This window comes from Xanthomonas sp. SI, assembly GCF_014236855.1.
Taxonomy (GTDB): domain Bacteria; phylum Pseudomonadota; class Gammaproteobacteria; order Xanthomonadales; family Xanthomonadaceae; genus Xanthomonas_A.
Genome location: NZ_CP051261.1, coordinates 204,515 through 222,286 on the forward strand (window position 1 = coordinate 204,515; position 17,772 = coordinate 222,286).

Consider the following 17,772-nt stretch of genomic DNA (forward strand, 5'->3'; position numbering starts at 1 on the left):
CCTCACAAGTAACCTGCATTCAGAGAGTTCCGCCACAGGGCGGGGCACCCCGATTTCGGGGCCATAGCTCAGCTGGGAGAGCACCTGCTTTGCAAGCAGGGGGTCGTCGGTTCGATCCCGACTGGCTCCACCAGATTTGCAGATCCCTCTGCAAACGCCCGCACATCCATGTGCGGACTGTCTAAGGGAACTGCAAGAGCGCAAGACTTTGGGTCTGTAGCTCAGGTGGTTAGAGCGCACCCCTGATAAGGGTGAGGTCGGTGGTTCGAGTCCTCCCAGACCCACCACTCTGAATGTATAAGCACACTAAGAATTTAAGATGCGCCAGCATTGAGGCTGGGGTATGTTCTTTTAAAATTTGTGACGTAGCGAGCGTTTGAGATCAAACTATCTTGACGTGTCGTTGTGGCTAAGGCGGGGACCTCGAGTCCCTAGAAATTGAGTCGTTATAGTTCGCGTCCGGGCTTTGTACCCCCGGACTCAGCATAGCTTGGAGGCAACTTCAGGTTATATGGTCAAGCGAATAAGCGCACACGGTGGATGCCTTGGCGGTCAGAGGCGATGAAGGACGTGGCAGCCTGCGAAAAGTGTCGGGGAGCTGGCAACAAGCTTTGATCCGGCAATGTCCGAATGGGGAAACCCACTGCTTCGGCAGTATCCTGCAGTGAATACATAGCTGCTGGAAGCGAACCCGGTGAACTGAAATATCTAAGTAACCGGAGGAAAAGAAATCAACCGAGATTCCCTAAGTAGTGACGAGCGAACGGGGACTAGCCCTTAAGCTGGTATGGTTCTAGAAAAACAACCTGGAAAGGTTGGCCATAGAAGGTGATAGCCCTGTATTTAAAAGGGCCATTCCAGTGAAGACGAGTAGGGCGGGGCACGTGAAACCCTGTCTGAATATGGGGGGACCATCCTCCAAGGCTAAATACTCCTGACCGACCGATAGTGAACCAGTACCGTGAGGGAAAGGCGAAAAGAACCCCGGAGAGGGGAGTGAAATAGATCCTGAAACCGTGTGCGTACAAGCAGTAGGAGCTCGCAAGAGTGACTGCGTACCTTTTGTATAATGGGTCAGCGACTTACTGTTCGTGGCAAGCTTAACCGTATAGGGGAGGCGAAGGGAAACCGAGTCTGATAAGGGCGCATAGTCGCGGGCAGTAGACCCGAAACCGGGTGATCTAGTCATGCCCAGGGTGAAGGTCAGGTAACACTGACTGGAGGCCCGAACCCACTCCCGTTGCAAAGGTAGGGGATGAGGTGTGATTAGGAGTGAAAAGCTAATCGAACCCGGAGATAGCTGGTTCTCCTCGAAAGCTATTTAGGTAGCGCCTCGGACGAATACTGCTGGGGGTAGAGCACTGTTATGGCTAGGGGGTCATCGCGACTTACCAAACCATTGCAAACTCCGAATACCAGTACGTACTATCCGGGAGACACACGGCGGGTGCTAACGTCCGTCGTGAAAAGGGAAACAACCCAGACCCACAGCTAAGGTCCCAAATTCACTGCTAAGTGGAAAACGATGTGGAAAGGCACAGACAGCCAGGAGGTTGGCTTAGAAGCAGCCACCCTTTAAAGAAAGCGTAATAGCTCACTGGTCGAGTCGGTCTGCGCGGAAGATTTAACGGGGCTAAGCAGTGAACCGAAGCTTGGGGTGCATCGCGATAAGCGATGCGCGGTAGAGGAGCGTTCCGTAAGCCGTTGAAGGTGGATTGAGAAGTCTGCTGGAGGTATCGGAAGTGCGAATGCTGACATGAGTAACGATAATGCGGGTGAAAAACCCGCACGCCGAAAGCCCAAGGTTTCCTTGCGCAACGTTAATCGGCGCAGGGTGAGTCGGCCCCTAAGGCGAGGGCGAAAGCCGTAGTCGATGGGAAGCAGGTTAATATTCCTGCACCTCGCGTAAGTGCGATGGAGGGACGGAGAAGGTTAGGTGTACCGGGCGTTGGTTGTCCCGGGGAAAGGCGGTAGGTTTGGATCTTTGGCAAATCCGGGATCCTTTAAGACCGAGCACCGAGACGAGTCTTTTAGACGAAGTCACTGATACCACGCTTCCAGGAAAAGCTCCTAAGCTTCAGCTTACGCAGACCGTACCGTAAACCGACACAGGTGGGTAGGATGAGAATTCTCAGGCGCTTGAGAGAACTCGGGTGAAGGAACTAGGCAACATGGCACCGTAACTTCGGGAGAAGGTGCACCCTTTTTGGTGGCTCATGCGAGCTATAGCTGAAGAGGGTCGCAGAAACCAGGCCGCTGCGACTGTTTATCAAAAACACAGCACTCTGCAAACACGAAAGTGGACGTATAGGGTGTGACGCCTGCCCGGTGCTGGAAGGTTAATTGATGGGGTCAGCCGCAAGGCGAAGCTCTTGATCGAAGCCCCAGTAAACGGCGGCCGTAACTATAACGGTCCTAAGGTAGCGAAATTCCTTGTCGGGTAAGTTCCGACCTGCACGAATGGCGTAACGACAGCGGCGCTGTCTCCACCCGAGACTCAGTGAAATTGAAATCGCTGTGAAGATGCAGCGTTCCCGTGGCAAGACGGAAAGACCCCGTGAACCTTTACTATAGCTTTACACTGAACGTTGAGTTCGTCTGTGTAGGATAGGTGGGAGGCTATGAAACTGTGGCGCTAGCTGCAGTGGAGCCATCCTTGAAATACCACCCTGTCGTGCTTGACGTTCTAACCTAGGTCCGTAATCCGGATCGGGGACCGTGTATGGTGGGTAGTTTGACTGGGGCGGTCTCCTCCTAAAGAGTAACGGAGGAGCACGAAGGTACGCTCAGCGCGGTCGGACATCGCGCACTGTGTGCAAAGGCATAAGCGTGCTTGACTGCAAGATCGACGGATCAAGCAGGTACGAAAGTAGGTCTTAGTGATCCGGTGGTTCTGTATGGAAGGGCCATCGCTCAACGGATAAAAGGTACTCCGGGGATAACAGGCTGATACCGCCCAAGAGTTCATATCGACGGCGGTGTTTGGCACCTCGATGTCGGCTCATCACATCCTGGGGCTGTAGTCGGTCCCAAGGGTATGGCTGTTCGCCATTTAAAGTGGTACGCGAGCTGGGTTCAGAACGTCGTGAGACAGTTCGGTCCCTATCTGCCATGGGCGTTGGAAGTTTGAGAGGGGCTGCTCCTAGTACGAGAGGACCGGAGTGGACGAACCTCTGGTGTTCCGGTTGTCACGCCAGTGGCATTGCCGGGTAGCTATGTTCGGAAGCGATAACCGCTGAAAGCATCTAAGCGGGAAGCGCGCCTCAAGATGAGACTTCCCGGGGCACAAGCCCCCTTAAGGAACCATGTAGACTACGTGGTTGATAGGTCAGGTGTGTAAGTGCAGCAATGCATTGAGCTAACTGATACTAATGATCCGTGCGGCTTGACCATATAACCTCAAGTTGCTTCCTCAAGAAGTAACCCTTAGCGCGACAACACGTCGATAGCTATCCAATCGCTCGCTACGTCACACCCTATGAGAGGCTGGCGCCCAATGCCGTCCTTCGACCTAAGCACACATCCGTGCCTTGTTCGAACGACGCATCGCGGCGACACTCCAACCGTCTCCCTGGTGAAATTAGCGCTGTGGAACCACCCGATCCCATCCCGAACTCGGAAGTGAAACGCAGCTGCGCCGATGGTAGTGTGGCTCAAGCCATGCGAGAGTAGGTCATCGCCAGGGGCTTTACCCCAAATCCCCGTCCTCACAAGGACGGGGATTTTTTATTGGGCGCAAAAAAGCAAAACGTCAGTCCCGCTCTGCGCTCACCACGCGCCCGTCCTCCGGGTCCGCGTACACCTCTACCCGCTGGCCCGTCGTACTGTGCGCCTGCGCTTGCCACAAACCGTCGTCGTACTTCACGTCGTGTACCTGCGTGTACCCCGCCGTCGTCAATGCCGCACGCACCTCCGCTTCGCTCAGCTTCGACGGCACGCCTTCCGCGTAAATGCGACCGCCGCGTGCACCGACCCGCACATCGCCGCGCTTGCCGTCGCCGCTGGTGGCTTCGGTCTTCCAGAGGCCGTCTTCGAATTTCAGCTTGTCCAGCTTGGTGTAACCCTGCTCGCTCAGCAGGGCCTTTACCTGCGCCTGGGTCAGTGCGGGGCCGGCCGGCGCCGGTGCTTGCGCATGGGCACTGCCGACGGCCAGCGCGAAGGAAAGCGACATCGCCAGCAGCGGCCGCGACAGGATCTTGTTGGTGTCGTTCATGACGTTCTCCGTTTGACCAGAATCGTCATGCTCCCAACCGGGAGTTCTGCAGCGAGTGAATATGCGGGCGCTGCGTTCAGCTTGCGTCGTAGCGGTCAGCGCCCGGCATCCAGCAGCCAGATCTCGACCCGCTCGTTGCGCGCCTTGGCCGCCGCATCCTCGCCGCCGACCAAGGGGCGTGCCGCGCCCAGTCCGCGTGCGCGTTTGACCACGATGCCGCGCTGGGACAGATAGGCCGCGACCACGTCGGCGCGGTCGTTGCTGGCGATGGTCGGATACAGGCGATTGGCCGTGTCCGGCGTGGCGAAGCCGATGATGCCCAAGGCGCGGCCGCGCATGGCCGGCTGCTGCATGTAGGCGATCAAGCGGTCCAGGTCCTGCGCGCTGCGCGCCTCGAACATCGAGTTCAACGACTGCAGGCTGAAACGCAGGGTCGTGGTCAGGCGCTGCCCGCCGGCGCCGGCCTGCAGGTAAGCATCGGTCTGGCGCGTGTCGGGGCCTGCCTGGGCCGTTTGGGTTGGATCGGGCGCGATGGCCATCGGGATCGGCCCGATCCGGCGCACGACTTGCTGCGCCTGCGCGCCGACCGAATACAGCGCCAGGCTGCGGCCGAGGGCCGACATCATCTGCCCGCCGTACAGGCTGTAGCGCTGTACCAACGGATAGTCTTCGCCACGGATGCTGGCCGGCGTGGGCAGTACGGCGATGCCGCCGTCGGCGATGGCGAGCGCACGCGTGCCGGCCGGTAGCGGCGTGGTCAGCGCGACGATCGCCAGCGCTGCAGGTTGTCCGGCCACGGCCTGTGCCGCTTCGACCAGATTGGGATGGATGTGTTGCGAGGCGGCCCGCGCCGCCGCCGGCAGCGGCAGGCGTTCGCGCAGGAAATCGCCCAATCCGCTGTGCTCCGTGTTGCGCTGCACTTCGATCGGCAGATCGGCGCCACCGAGTTGCGACCAGCGCGTCAGCCGCCCGCTGAGGATGTCGCGCAATTGCGCGACGCTGAGCGAGGCCAGCGGATTGTCGGCGGCGACCAGCACGCGCGCGCCGTCCAGGGCGAGGATGAAGTTCTGGTCCGGCGAGGCCAGGTCGCCAAGCTGCCAGGCGGCATCGCGTTCGCGCGCATCGGGAACCCGCGCCAGCATCGCCAGCTCGGCGTCGCCGCGAACCAGATCGGCGAAGCCGGCGGCCGAACCGGCGCTGCCGATCTCCACCACCAGCGGTGCCTCGTCGCGCAGTGCGGAGATTTCCAGCGTTGCCGCATCGACACGGCGGCGCTGGATCTGCCGATAGCCGATGCTGTGCAACCAGGATTCGACGAGTGCCGGCATCAGCTGCGCGCCGACACTGTTGGAGCCATGCACGCGCAGGCGTTCGGCCTGCTGCGCGGCGGCGGACGGAATGGAGCACAGCACTGCGGCACCCAGCAACAGCAGGTGCAAGATGAAACGCGACATCGGATCCCCCCAGGATCTGGACAGGCGGCAGTGTTGGCGACAGGCGTGACATGGCAGTGACTGTGAGCGCGGTCACGCGATGTGTGCGGGGCACATGAAGTGTGGCGATCGCGAGTGCGTATCTTTTCGCGGCTAAGGCTGACGTTGCCGGCTGCGGCGGCCTAGCGGAGGAACGGAGCATGCAGACGTGTCATCCAGCCTGCGCAGGCCTGCTGCTATCGCGTGTGCTCGAGAGCGAAGCGAGGGGGCACGAAGAGGCTGCCAGGCCAGTGCGATGAAAAGGCGCTTGGATAAGGTCACTTCGAATGGCAGAACCCAGCGCGGCACAGCTGGTCCCTCCTGGAACCGTGCACCCGGCCCAGGCTTGGCGACGTCCGGATACCGCTGGGAGCATTTCGCCTTGGAGACGACACTAGTTGGGAGCGACTCCAGATGGCTTCGCGCCAAAATCGCGATGGGCATGTTTCTCGGTAATGCGCGTCGCGACTGAAGTCGCTCCTACAGGAAGCGAATGGCCTGGAGAAACGCTTGCACCAGCGCTCAGGCCGACGGCAGCGCCCGCTTCGCCGCTGCCTGCGCCCAGCGAGCGGCGACCAGGGGCGAGGTGATGCAGACCGCGCTGTCGGTCACCGTGGTCACCGCGCGCTCCAGCAGCTGGATGTCGGCCTCGTGCTGGCGCGCCACGTGCGGATCCTCGAAGAAGATCGCGCGTTGGCAGCGCCGTTCCAGCACGCGGTCGGCGATCTGCGCATCGCCGCCCATCGGTCCGCTCTGGTAGCGATGTACCCAGTCCTGGCCCTGCGGCCAGCCGCGGCTCCAGGCCAGTTCGTTGAGGCGCTGACCGGTGGTGCCGGTGGCCACGCGCTCGGCGAAGCGCGACAGCAGGTCGAAATGCTCGCTGGCGAAGGCCAGCATCTGCGGCTTCATCGCATCGTGCGCGATCAGCGCCAGGGTGTGCCGCTCCAGCGCGTGTAGGTCGTCGGCACCGGCGTCGGCCGCCAGTCCGGCGTGCACGCGCTCCATCTCGATCCAGTCGCGGGCGCTGGCCACGGTGGAGATGAAGGGCTTGCCGTGGATCACGCATTGGCGCTTGAGCGCGATGGCTTCGGGAAAGATCGACGAGGGATCGACCGGGTCGATGAAATAGATCGCACCGTCGAGGGTGCGTTCGGCGCCTTCCAGGCCTACCACTTCGGCGACCAGCTTCATCAGCCCGCCTTCGCGGCCGAACGGATAGCGCTTGAGTTCCGCGTAGCCGGACAGCCAGCCGGCGCGCGCGATCGCCTCGTGGGTGCGGCCGACCGCGTGCAGGCCGAGCTGCAGTTCGCGGATGCCAGCCTCGCAGGCGCGCAGCCAGCGGAACAGGGCGGCGTCCTTGCCCTGGTGGTGCAGTCGGTTGGCGGCCAGGCCCAGGCGCATACGTCGATCCGTGCTGAAGAGGAACGACAGTCTGCGCCGGATCGCGGTACGGACTCAATCGCCCGCTATCGCCACAGACCTAAGGTTCACGCCGCTGAACCCAGCCGCCCCGCGCTCCACCAATCCCGTCATCCCGAATCCCCAATCCCGGCTACTGCACGATCTCCCGCGCCCGCGCCGACAGCACGCTCATCTGCGGCTTGTCGCTGCCGTCCTGGTTCGGCTGCAGGTTGAACGCGTAATCGGTCTTCCACCACGCGCCGGCGGCCCAGGCGGTCCAGCCCAGCCACACGTCGGCGTTGTCGTGCACGTAGCCGAGCATGTCGTCGAGCGCGGCCATGCAGGTGGCGTTGCCGCTGGCGCCGAATTCGCCGAGGAAGCCCTTGTAGCCGTTGGCGCGCAGCCACTGGGTAAAGCCCTGCAGTTTTTCCGAGCCGATCGTGGCGCTGACGCAGTCGGCGCTGGTGCCGCTGTAGTCCTGGTCCAGGTACTGGTGGACCTCGAACACCAGGTTTTCGACGGGGTCCTCGATCGACACCAGCGATGTCGCGTTGGATACGCCGTACCAGGTGCTGTTCCAGCTGTGCGCCCCGGTGTACGCGGTGCCCGGCACCATGATCAGGTTATAGGCGCCGGCGCCGCGGATCGCATCGATCGCCAGTTGCGCGGCGGCGGTCCAGTCGCCGGAGGAAATGCCGTTGGGCTCGTTCATCAGCCCGAAGATCACCGCGTCGTCGTTGCCGAACACGATCGCCAGGCGCCGCCACAGGTCGGCCAGCACGCTGGCGGGCGTGCCGTCGCTGCCGATCCGCGCGCCGTTGTACTTGGCGTAGTTGTGCAGGTCCAGGATCACGCGCAGGTTGTGGCTTTTGGCGCGGCTCACCGCGGTCTGCAGATAGCCGAGCTGGGCGGCGTCCAGCTCGCCGTTGGCGGTGGGCTGCAGGCGTTCCCACAGAAACGGCAGGCGCACGATGTTCATGCCTTGCGCGGCGACGTAGGCGTAGTCGCTGTCGCGCGGATACAGGTAGTCCTTGAAGACTACGCCTGGTTTCTTGGCCGAATTGAATTCTGCGCCGGCCAGGTTGAGGCCGGCGTAGTGCGCGCCGTTCTGGGCGAGCGCGGTGGACGTACCGGTGGCCAGCAGCAGGCACAGCGCTGCGCGCAGCAGCCAGCGTGAGGGAGTGGGGAGGTTGGGATGGCGTTGCATGGGATTGCCTTCTTCGTGGGGGAAGAGCGAATGGGCGCCGCCGCGTACCAGGTGTGTGGCGCGGGCTGTCCCCATCCGTTGCAATCGGCATGCCAGCGGTGCGCGTGCGTGGCGCCGGCGTGTCGGCAAGACGGCATGCCGTCGCCGACGCTCAGGCCTCGCTCGGCCCGCGCTGCGGAGTTCTCTCTTGCAGGAAACGCGGTGTCAGCGCGCGATGCGCTTCGCCCTGGGCGACAGGATCGACATCTGCGGTTTGTCGCGGCCATCCGCGCCGGGTTGCACGTTGAATGGATAGTCCGCGTTCCACCATGCGCCCCCGGCCCAATAGTTCCAGCCCAGCCACACCGCACGGTGTTGTTCGATGTAGCCGAGCATGCCGTCCAGCGCCTGCCGGCAAGCGGCATTGTCGGCGGCGCCGAACTCGCCCAGGAAACCGATGTGTCCGGTCTTGCGCAGCCAGTCGGTGAAGCCGATCAGGCGTTCGGCACCGATGCTGCCGCTCACGCAGGTGGCGCTGGTGCCGCTGGAATCGATGTCCAGATACTGGTGCACCTCGATGGCGGTGCGCCGCAGCGGGTCGTACAGCGACGCCAGCGCGGTGGCATTGGATTCGCCGCCGACGGTCGAATACCAGCTGTGCGCGCCGCTCCACAGCGCGCCCGGCACCAGGATCAGATTGCGCGCACCGGTGACGCGGATCGCATCGACCGCCGCCTGCGCGGCAGACGCCCACAGCCCGGGCGCGATGTTGTTCGGCTCGTTCATCAGGCCGAAGACCACGGCGTTGTCGTCCTTGAACTCCAGCGCCAGGCGTTGCCACAGATCGCTGAAGGTCTTGATCGGCACGTTCGCGCTGCCGATCTTGTTGCCGTAGTAGCTGGCGTAGTTGTGGATGTCCACGATCAGATGCATGCGCTGCGCCTTGGCCTGCTTCGCCGCGGCCTTGATCAACGCCAGCTGCGCGGGGTCCAGCCGGCCCTGCGGCGTGGGCTGCAGGCGTTCCCACAACACCGGCAGGCGCACGATGTTCATGCCCTTGCCGGCGAAATAGGCGTAATCGGCATCGCGCGGATAGAAGTAGTCGACGTTGACCACGCCGGGCTTCTTGCTGGAGCTGATCTCCGCACCGGACAGATTGACGCCGGCGAATTTCAGCACGCCTTGCGCGTGCAATGGCGGCAGCACGACGAGCAGGGACAACAACAGCGCCAGGCGCAGTGCGCGCAGGCACGGCGACGAATGGACCATGGGGAGCCTCCTTCTGCATCAGCGGGGGGAGACTCGGCCAGGGCGGATCGCGGGCTGGCCGAGCTGATGACAAACGGTGTGCTTGCTCGCACCGTAATGCATTCCCGCTTCCGCCACTACGACCGGCATGCGTGCATGCGCGGATCTGTGCAGGGCTTGGCATGGCCAACACGCACTGGTTCTCTGTCGGCCATCGCCGCCGCAATGCATGCGGCGGCGTACGTACGCGATGCTGTCCGGTAGCTTCTGCGCTTGTTTCGCAACGGCGCGCCGGACGATCGCCCGGCGGCGCCTGCGCGCCTACTTTCCGGTCACTTTGTGCGCGTGCTTGGACAGGATCGACATCTGCGGCTTGTCGCTGCCGTCCTTGTTCGGTTGCACGTTGAACGGGTAGTCGTTCTTCCACCACGCGCCGGCCGCCCACCAGGTCCAGCCGACGATCACGTCGTTGTTCTGCTCGATGTAGCTGAGCAGGCCTTCCAGGGCCTGGTTGCAGACGGGGGTATCGGCGGTGGCGAACTCGCCGATGAAACCGACCTTTTTATTCTCGCGCAGCCAGCTGACGAAGCCGGACAGTTTCTCGGCACCGGCGGTGGCGCTGACGCATTCGCCCTTGGTGCCGCTGTTGTCCTTGTCGAAGTACTGGTGCGCTTCGAAGGCCATGCGGTTGCCCGGATCGGTCAGCGGCTGCAGCGCCACCGCATTGGAGGTGCCGTAGTAGGTGCTGCGCCAGCTGTGCGCGCCGGTGTAGGCGGTGCCGGGGACCAGTATCAGGTTCTTGGCGCCGGCCTTGCGGATGGCGTTGATCGCCGCTTGCGCGGCCGCGGCCCAATCGGTGGAGGACACCGCGTTGGGCTCGTTCATCAGGCCGAAGATCACCGTGTCGTCGTCCTTGAATTCGGTCGCCAGGCGCCGCCACAGGTCGGCGAACACCTCGGCCGGCGCACCGTCGCTGCCGATCAGCGCGCCGTTGTACTTGGCGTAGTTGTGCGGGTCCAGGATCAGATGCAGGTGGCTGGCCTTGGCCTGCGCCACCGCCTTCTTGATCTGCGCCAGCTGCGCCGGATCGAACTCGCCCTTGGAGGTGGGCTGCAGGCGTTCCCACAGGAACGGCAGGCGCACGATGTTCATACCCTTGCCGGCGAAGTAGCTGTAGTCCGCCGGACCCGGATAGGTGTAGTCCTTGTACAGCGTGCCCGGCTTCTTGCCGGAATTGAATTCGGCGCCGGACAGGTTGACGCCGGCGTACTTGAGCACGCTCTTGCCGTCCTGGGCGGACACGCTGAAGGCGGCGACGAGCAGGAACACGGCGGGCGCGACGGGGCGCAACCGCGACGACCAGAGAGAGGAAAGCGACATGGGGGAGCGTCCTTGGGGGAGGGGAGGATGCCGTTTTGCCATCGGGGGAAGCAGCCGGCGGTGCAAGGGTGCGCGGATCGCACCCGCGCGGCCAGCCTAGGCGCTCGTGCGTTAGCGCCTCATTCACTCGCGCGAAAAACGGCGTTGCGCGTGTGGCGATGCAGGGGCGATCGCCGTTCTGTGGCGCATGGGTGGTTGGTGTGGTCCGGGTTGCCTGCGTGAGCGGTCGCAGCCCCACTCACTGGCGCTTTTGTAGGAGGGGCTTCAGCCCCGACAGGTGGCCGAAACCAAGCGGGTTCCGACGCTGCTCGTCGCGACTGAAGTCACACCCACAGGGATCTTCTGGGCCCGGTGAGTGCACTTGTAGAAGGGACTTCAGCCCCGACAGGTAGCCGAAACCACACGGGTTCCGACTCCGCTCGTCGCGACTGAAGTCGCTCCCACAGGGGATCTTCTGCGCCCGGTGAGTGCGCTTGTGTGTGGAAGGGGATTTCAGCCCTGACAATTGCCGAGCGGCATGGTCTTCCGACTTCGCTCGTCGCGGCTGAAGCCGCTCCTACAGGGAGCTGTGGGGCCTGATGGGGCACTTGTGGGAGGGGCTTCAGCCCCGACCCGACTGAGTTCGACGGATGCTGTTCCCATGGGCGAATGCCGCTGTATTGCGGTCAACCCGCAACCCGCAACCCGCTGCCCGGCCGCTCACCGCCGGGCATGCAACGCTATTGCTTAGATGCGGTAGAGCTCGCTCAGGCCGCGGCCTGGGTGGTCACCGGCAGGCGGTTGCCGATCCATTCGGCGATGCTGGCGGCCGCGTCGCGGCCTTCGGCTACCGCGGTCACCACCAGATCCGCGCCGCGCACCGCGTCGCCGCCGGCGAACAGCTTGGGGTTGGTGGTCTGGTACGGCAGGCGGCCGCTGCCATCGGGGTCGCTGCCGCCGGCCAGGATGCGGCCATTTGCGGTGCCTTCCACGCCCTGCGCGGCCAGCCATTCCGGTACGCTCGGCGAGAAGCCGAAGGCGATGATCACCACGTCCGCGTCCAGCAGCGATTCGCTGCCCTCGACCGGCACCGCGGCCTGGCGGCCGCGCGCATCGGGTTCGCCCAGGCGGGTCTGCACCACGCGCACGCCGGCCAGCTTGCCGCTGGCATCGGCTTCCACCGCCAGCGGCTGGCGGTTGAACAGGAAGCGCACGCCTTCCTCGCGCGCATTGGCCACTTCGCGTGCCGAGCCGGGCATGTTGGCCTCGTCGCGGCGATAGGCGCAGGTGACCTTGGCCGCGCCCAGGCGGATCGCGCTGCGCACGCAGTCCATGCCGGTGTCGCCGCCGCCGAGCACCACCACGCGCTTGCCGCTCAGGTCCGGCAGCGCGATCTTGTCTTCCCAGCCGGCGATCGGCCGGCCCCAGGGATCGTTGCCGCTGACGATGCGGCTGTTCTGCACCAGGAACGGCAGCGCCGGCAGCACGCCGGGCAGGTCCTGGCCGGTCAGGCCGCCGTCGGTGTAGCGGTAGGCACCGGTGCCGAGGAACACCGCATCGTATTCGCCGAGCAACTGCTCCAGGCTGACGTCGCGGCCGATCTCCACGCCCAGGCGGAACTCCACGCCCATGCCTTCGAGCACCTCGCGGCGCTTGCCGATCACGCTCTTGTCGAGCTTGAAGCTGGGGATGCCGAACTGCAGCAGCCCGCCGATCTGTTCGTAGCGGTCGTAGACCACGGCATGGATGCCGGCGCGGACCAGGCGATCGGCGCAGCTGAGCCCGGCCGGGCCGGCGCCGATCACCGCCACGCGCTTGCCGGTGGCCTGGACCTGGCTCAGGTCCGGGCGCCAGCCGTTGCTGAGCGCGGTATCGACGATGTACTTCTCCACCGCGCCGATGGTGACCGCGCCGAATTCCTCCAGCGTGCAGCTGCCTTCGCACAGGCGGTCCTGCGGGCACACCCGGCCGCACACTTCCGGCAGCGGATTGGTGCTGTGGCACAGCGCCGCGGCTTCCTCGATGCGGTTCTCCTGCACCAGCTGCAGCCACTGCGGGATCGCGTTGTGCACCGGGCATTTCCAGCTGCAGTACGGATTGCCGCAATCCAGGCAACGCCCGGCCTGGTACTGCGCGTCGGCCTTGTCGAACTTGCCGTACAGCTCGTTCCAGTCGCCGGACGTGCGCAGCTCCACCGGGATGCGCTGCGGCATCTGCCGGGGCAGGTCGAGGAACTGGAAGGCTTGTTTGCGGCTCATAGGGGCAGGGATTCGGGATTGGGGATTTGGGATTCGAGAAAGCGAGGGACTGGCGTCGGATCCGATGCGGGCTTGCTGTTCCCAATCCCGAATCTCGAATCCCCAATCCCTTCGCTGCGACGGGCCGCCATCAGGCGGCTCGGCGCAGCGATTCTGTCAGCGACTCGATGCTCGCCGCCTTCGGCTTGACCAGCCAGAACTTGCCGACGTAGTCGCGGAACTCGTCGAGGATCTGCTGCGCCCAGATGCTGCCGGTCAGTTCGCGATGGCGGCTGATCAGCTTATGCAGGTGCTGGCGGTGGCTTTCGAAGCCTTCGGCGGAGATGCGATGGATGTCGATCAGCTCGTGGTTGTAGCGGTCGACGAAATCGCGGTCCACGTCGAGCACGTAGGCCAGGCCGCCGGTGAAGCCGGCGCCGAAGTTCAGCCCGACCTTGCCCAGCACCAGCACGATGCCGTCGGTCATGTATTCGCAGCAGTGGTCGCCGGCACCTTCGATCACCGCCAGCGCGCCGGAGTTGCGCACGCCGAAGCGCTCGCCGGCGCGGCCGGCGGCGTACAGCTCGCCGCCGGTGGCGCCGTACAGGCAGGTGTTGCCGATGATCGCGGTGCTGCGCGCCTCGAAGCGCGCGCCGCGCGGCGGACGCACCACCAGGCGGCCGCCGGCCATGCCCTTGCCGACGTAGTCGTTGGCCTCGCCTTCCAGTTCCAGCTGCAGGCCGCCGGCGTTGAACGCGCCGAAGCTCTGCCCGGCCGAGCCGCGGAAGCGCAGGGTCAGCGGCGCGTCGTCCATGCCGTGGTTGCCATGCACGCGGGCGATGGCGCCGGACAGGCGCGCGCCGATCGAGCGGTCGGTGTTGTGGATCAGGAAGCGATGGTCGCCGCCGGTCTTGTTGGCGATCGCATCGGCGAGCAGGCCGTCCATCTGCGTGGCCAGGCTGTCCGGCGATTCGTACAGGCGCTGCGCCGCACAGTGGCCGCCGTCGTAGCGCACGTCCTTGAGCAGCCGCGACAGGTCCACGCGCACGCCTTCGCGTGGCGACACGTCCAGCTGCTGCAGCAGCTCGGTGCGGCCGATGATCTCGTCCAGCGAGCGCGCGCCCAGGTACGACAGCCATTGCCGCACTTCTTCGGACAGCAGCTTGAAGAAGTTCTCCACGCGCTCGGGCAGGCCGGTGAAGTAGTTGGCGCGCAGGCGCTCGTCCTGGGTGGCCACACCGGTGGCGCAGTTGTTGAGGTGGCAGATGCGCAGGTACTTGCAGCCGAGCACGATCATCGGGCCGGTGCCGAAGCCGAAGCTGTCGGCGCCCAGGATCGCGGCCTTGATCACGTCCAGGCCGGTCTTCAGCCCGCCGTCGGTCTGCAGGATGGTGCGGTCGCGCAGGTTGTTGGCGACCAGCGCCTGGTGCGACTCGGCCAGGCCCAGTTCCCACGGCACGCCGGCATAGCGGATCGAGCTGACCGGGCTGGCGCCGGTGCCGCCGTCGTGGCCGGACACGGTGATCAGGTCGGCGCCGGCCTTGACCACGCCGGCGGCGATGGTGCCCACGCCGGCATGGCTGACCAGTTTCACCGACACCAATGCGGTCGGATTGACCTGCTTGAGGTCGTAGATCAGCTGCGCCAGGTCCTCGATCGAATAGATGTCGTGGTGCGGCGGCGGCGAGATCAGGCCGATGCCCGGCTTGGCGTAGCGCAGCCGCGCGATCAGTTCGTTGACCTTGTGCCCGGGCAGCTGGCCGCCTTCGCCGGGCTTGGCGCCCTGCGCGACCTTGATCTGCAGCACTTCGGCGTTGACCAGGTACTCGGGGGTGACGCCGAAGCGGCCGGAGGCCACCTGCTTGATCTTGGAGCGCTTCTCGGTGCCGTAGCGCGCCGGGTCTTCGCCGCCTTCGCCGGAGTTGCTGCGTCCGCCGAGGCGGTTCATCGCGATCGCCAGCGCCTCGTGCGCCTCGGGCGACAGCGCGCCCAGGCTGATCGCAGCGGTGTCGAAGCGGCGCAGCAGGTCGGCGGCCGGGGCGACTTCGTCCAGCGGGGTCGGCACCTCGGCGCGCTTGAGCTGCAGCAGGTCGCGCAGCGCCGACGGCGGACGCGAATGCACCGCGTCTGCGTATGCGGCCCAGTCGGCCTGCTCGCCGCTGCGCGTGGCGCGCTGCAGGGTCATGACCACGTCCGGGTTGTACATGTGGTACTCGCCGCCGTGCACGTACTTCAGCAGCCCGCCCACTTCCGGCTTGAGCAGGTCGTTCCAGGCGCGCGCGGTCAGCTGCCGCGCCTCGGTATCCAGCCGCGCCAGGTTCACCCCGCCGATGCGCGAGGCGGTGTCGGGGAAGCACAGCTGCACCACGTCCGGATCCAGCCCGACGATCTCGAACAGCTGCGCGCCGCGGTAGCTGGCGATGGTGCAGATGCCCATCTTGGAAATGATCTTGGACAGGCCCTTGTAGATGCCCTTGCGGTACTTGCGGCCGATCTGCGCCTGTTCGCCGCCCTTCTTCAGCAGCAGGATGCCGCGCCGGCCCAGGTCGAACAGGGTCTGGTAGGCCAAGTACGGATACACCGCGGTGGCGCCGAAACCGAGCAGGCAGGCCATGTGGTGCGGATCGCGCGCGGTGCCGGTCTCGATGATCAGGTTGGCGTCGCAGCGCAGGCCGGCGCGCGACAGATGGTGGTGCACCGCGCCGGTGGCCAGCAGCGCATGCGCCATCGGCCGTTCCGGCACCGGGTAGCGGTCGGTCAGCAGCAGCATGACCTTGCCGTCGCGCACCGCCTGCTCGGCCTGCGCGCAGATCCGTTCCAGGCCGGCCTTGAGGCCTTCCTCGACGCTGTAGGACAGGTCGATCTGCGCGTTGCGGGTCTGGTACTGCTCCATCTTCAGCAGCTGGCGCAGCTTGCGCTGGCTGAGCACCGGCGAATTGAGGATGACGTGGTTCACCGTCTCCGGGCCGGCATGGAAGATGTTGGTCTCCTTGCCGAGCTGGGTGGTCAGCGACATCACGCAGTCTTCCCGCAACGGGTCGATCGGCGGGTTGGTGACCTGCGCGAACGCCTGGCGGAAGTAGTCGTACAGCGGCCGGGTGTGGCGGCTGAGCACCGCCATCGGGGTGTCGTCGCCCATCGAGCCGGTGGCTTCCTGCTCGGTCTCGGCCAGCGGCCGCAGCACCTGCTCCACTTCCTCGGTGCTGAGCTGGAACAGCTTGTGGTAGCTGCGCAGGGTGCTCTCGTCGAACGGCTCCTCGACCAGCGAGGGGTCGATCAGCTCGGTCTGCAGGTAGGTCACGCCCTGCTGCAGCCACTGCTTGTACGGGGCGCGGCCGCGGTTGATGCGGTCGATCGCGTCCGAGTCGAGCAGGTCGCCGCGCTTGAGGTCGATGGCCATCATCTCGCCCGGGCCGAGCTTGCCCTTGCGGGTCACGCGCTCGGCCGGCAGTTCCCACACGCCGGCTTCGGAGGCGACCAGGAAATGGCGGTCGGAGGTCAGCATCCAGCGCGCCGGGCGCAGCCCATTGCGGTCGAGCATGCACGCGGCATAGCGGCCGTCGCAGGCGACGATGCCGGCCGGGCCGTCCCACGGCTCGGTGTTGAGCCCGTAGAACTCGTAGAACGCCGCCAGGTCGGCGTCCTTGAACTCCAGCGACTGGGTCGCCGGCGGCACCAGGATGCGCAGCGCCTGCAGCAGGTCCATGCCGCCGGCGACCAGCAGCTCCAGCATGTTGTCCAGGCTCTGCGAATCGGAGCCGTGCATCGAGATCACCGGGTCGAACTCGGCGATGTCGAAGCGCGGGGTCTTCCACACCTTGCTGCGCGCCTGCGCCCAGTGCCGGTTGCCCTCGATGGTGTTGATCTCGCCGTTGTGCGCGAGCAGCCGGAACGGGTGCGCCAGCGGCCAGCGCGGCAGCGTGTTGGTCGAGAAGCGCTGGTGGAAGACGATGGCGCTGGAGGCCAGGTCGCTGCGCTGCAAATCCGGATAGAAGGTGCTGAGCTTGTCCGGCAGCACCATGCCCTTGTAGCTGATGCCGTTGGGCGAGAGCGTGGTGACGTAGAAGTCGGCGACGTCGCGCAGGCGCTGTTCGGCGCGGCGGCGCGCCAGGAACAGGGCCAGGGCGAAGCCGTCCTCGCTGTGCTCGGCGCCGGCATCGACGAACACCTGCTCGATGTGCGGCAAGGTGTCCTTGGCCAACTGCCCGCATACCGAATCGTCGGTGGGGGTGACCCGCCAGCCGCGCGGCTGGGTGCCGGCGCGGACCAGTTCTTCTTCCAGCACCTGGCGGCAGCGCGCGGCGCCGTCCACGTCGTCGCGCGGCATGAACACCTGGCCGGCGGCGAAGCGCGCGCCCACCGCGATGCCGGCGTCGCGCGCCAGCGCGCGCAGGAACGCATCGGGTTTGCGGATCAGCAGGCCGCAGCCGTCGCCGGTGAGGCCATCGGCGGCGACGCCGCCACGGTGGGTCATCCGCGACAGCGCGGCAATGGCGGTATCGACCAAGGCCCGCGAGGGTTGGTCATCGAGTTGCGCGACCATGCCGAAACCACAGGCATCGCGCTCATCTTGGGGGTCGTAGAGCCCGTGGCGGTTGCGGGGGGCCATGTCTGCCTCTGAAAAGCGATCCGAAGGAACGCGGCGACACTCGCCCC

At 65.1% G+C, this 17,772-nt stretch carries 8 protein-coding genes, 2 tRNA genes and 2 rRNA genes; 4 read left to right on the top strand and 8 right to left on the bottom strand.

Annotated features, from left to right (window positions below; all coding sequences use genetic code 11):
* Positions 1 to 57 precede the first annotated feature (57 nt).
* The 4 genes from HEP75_RS00935 to rrf all read left to right on the top strand — a co-directional run bounded on the left by HEP75_RS00935 (position 58) and on the right by rrf (position 3,685).
* A tRNA-Ala gene (locus HEP75_RS00935) sits at positions 58 to 133 on the top strand.
* Positions 134 to 210: 77 nt separating this feature from the next.
* A tRNA-Ile gene (locus HEP75_RS00940) sits at positions 211 to 287 on the top strand.
* Positions 288 to 513: 226 nt separating this feature from the next.
* Positions 514 to 3,393 (top strand): 23S ribosomal RNA (locus HEP75_RS00945).
* A 177-nt stretch (positions 3,394 to 3,570) separates the two neighbouring features.
* A 5S ribosomal RNA gene (rrf, locus tag HEP75_RS00950) occupies positions 3,571 to 3,685 on the top strand.
* Positions 3,686 to 3,751: 66 nt separating this feature from the next.
* Here the strand turns inward: rrf and HEP75_RS00955 are convergent.
* From HEP75_RS00955 to gltB, 8 genes are all read right to left on the bottom strand, one after another.
* Positions 3,752 to 4,213, bottom strand: a complete 462-nt coding sequence (locus tag HEP75_RS00955) for a PepSY domain-containing protein (protein ID WP_255423952.1) — start codon at positions 4,211 to 4,213, stop codon at positions 3,752 to 3,754.
* A 95-nt stretch (positions 4,214 to 4,308) separates the two neighbouring features.
* A complete protein-coding gene (locus tag HEP75_RS00960; protein ID WP_185825113.1) occupies positions 4,309 to 5,667 on the bottom strand; it encodes a substrate-binding domain-containing protein in 1,359 nt (452 codons plus the stop codon).
* A gap of 540 nt (positions 5,668 to 6,207) precedes the next feature.
* A complete protein-coding gene (locus tag HEP75_RS00965) occupies positions 6,208 to 7,086 on the bottom strand; it encodes a methylglyoxal synthase (protein WP_179571195.1) in 879 nt (292 codons plus the stop codon).
* Positions 7,087 to 7,237: 151 nt separating this feature from the next.
* Positions 7,238 to 8,293, bottom strand: a complete 1,056-nt coding sequence (locus tag HEP75_RS00970) for a glycoside hydrolase family 5 protein (RefSeq protein ID WP_185825114.1) — start codon at positions 8,291 to 8,293, stop codon at positions 7,238 to 7,240.
* A 204-nt stretch (positions 8,294 to 8,497) separates the two neighbouring features.
* Complete coding sequence (locus HEP75_RS00975; protein WP_185825115.1) at positions 8,498 to 9,541, bottom strand: glycoside hydrolase family 5 protein; 1,044 nt, start codon at positions 9,539 to 9,541, stop codon at positions 8,498 to 8,500.
* A 300-nt stretch (positions 9,542 to 9,841) separates the two neighbouring features.
* Positions 9,842 to 10,900, bottom strand: coding sequence for a glycoside hydrolase family 5 protein (locus HEP75_RS00980; protein WP_185825116.1), 1,059 nt, complete (start codon positions 10,898 to 10,900; stop codon positions 9,842 to 9,844).
* Positions 10,901 to 11,646: 746 nt separating this feature from the next.
* Positions 11,647 to 13,137: an FAD-dependent oxidoreductase gene (locus HEP75_RS00985; protein ID WP_185814794.1), complete on the bottom strand. Its 1,491-nt coding sequence runs from the start codon at positions 13,135 to 13,137 to the stop codon at positions 11,647 to 11,649.
* 130 nt (positions 13,138 to 13,267) lie between these two features.
* Positions 13,268 to 17,725: a glutamate synthase large subunit gene (gene gltB / locus HEP75_RS00990; protein ID WP_185825117.1), complete on the bottom strand. Its 4,458-nt coding sequence runs from the start codon at positions 17,723 to 17,725 to the stop codon at positions 13,268 to 13,270.
* Positions 17,726 to 17,772: the final 47 nt, after the last annotated feature.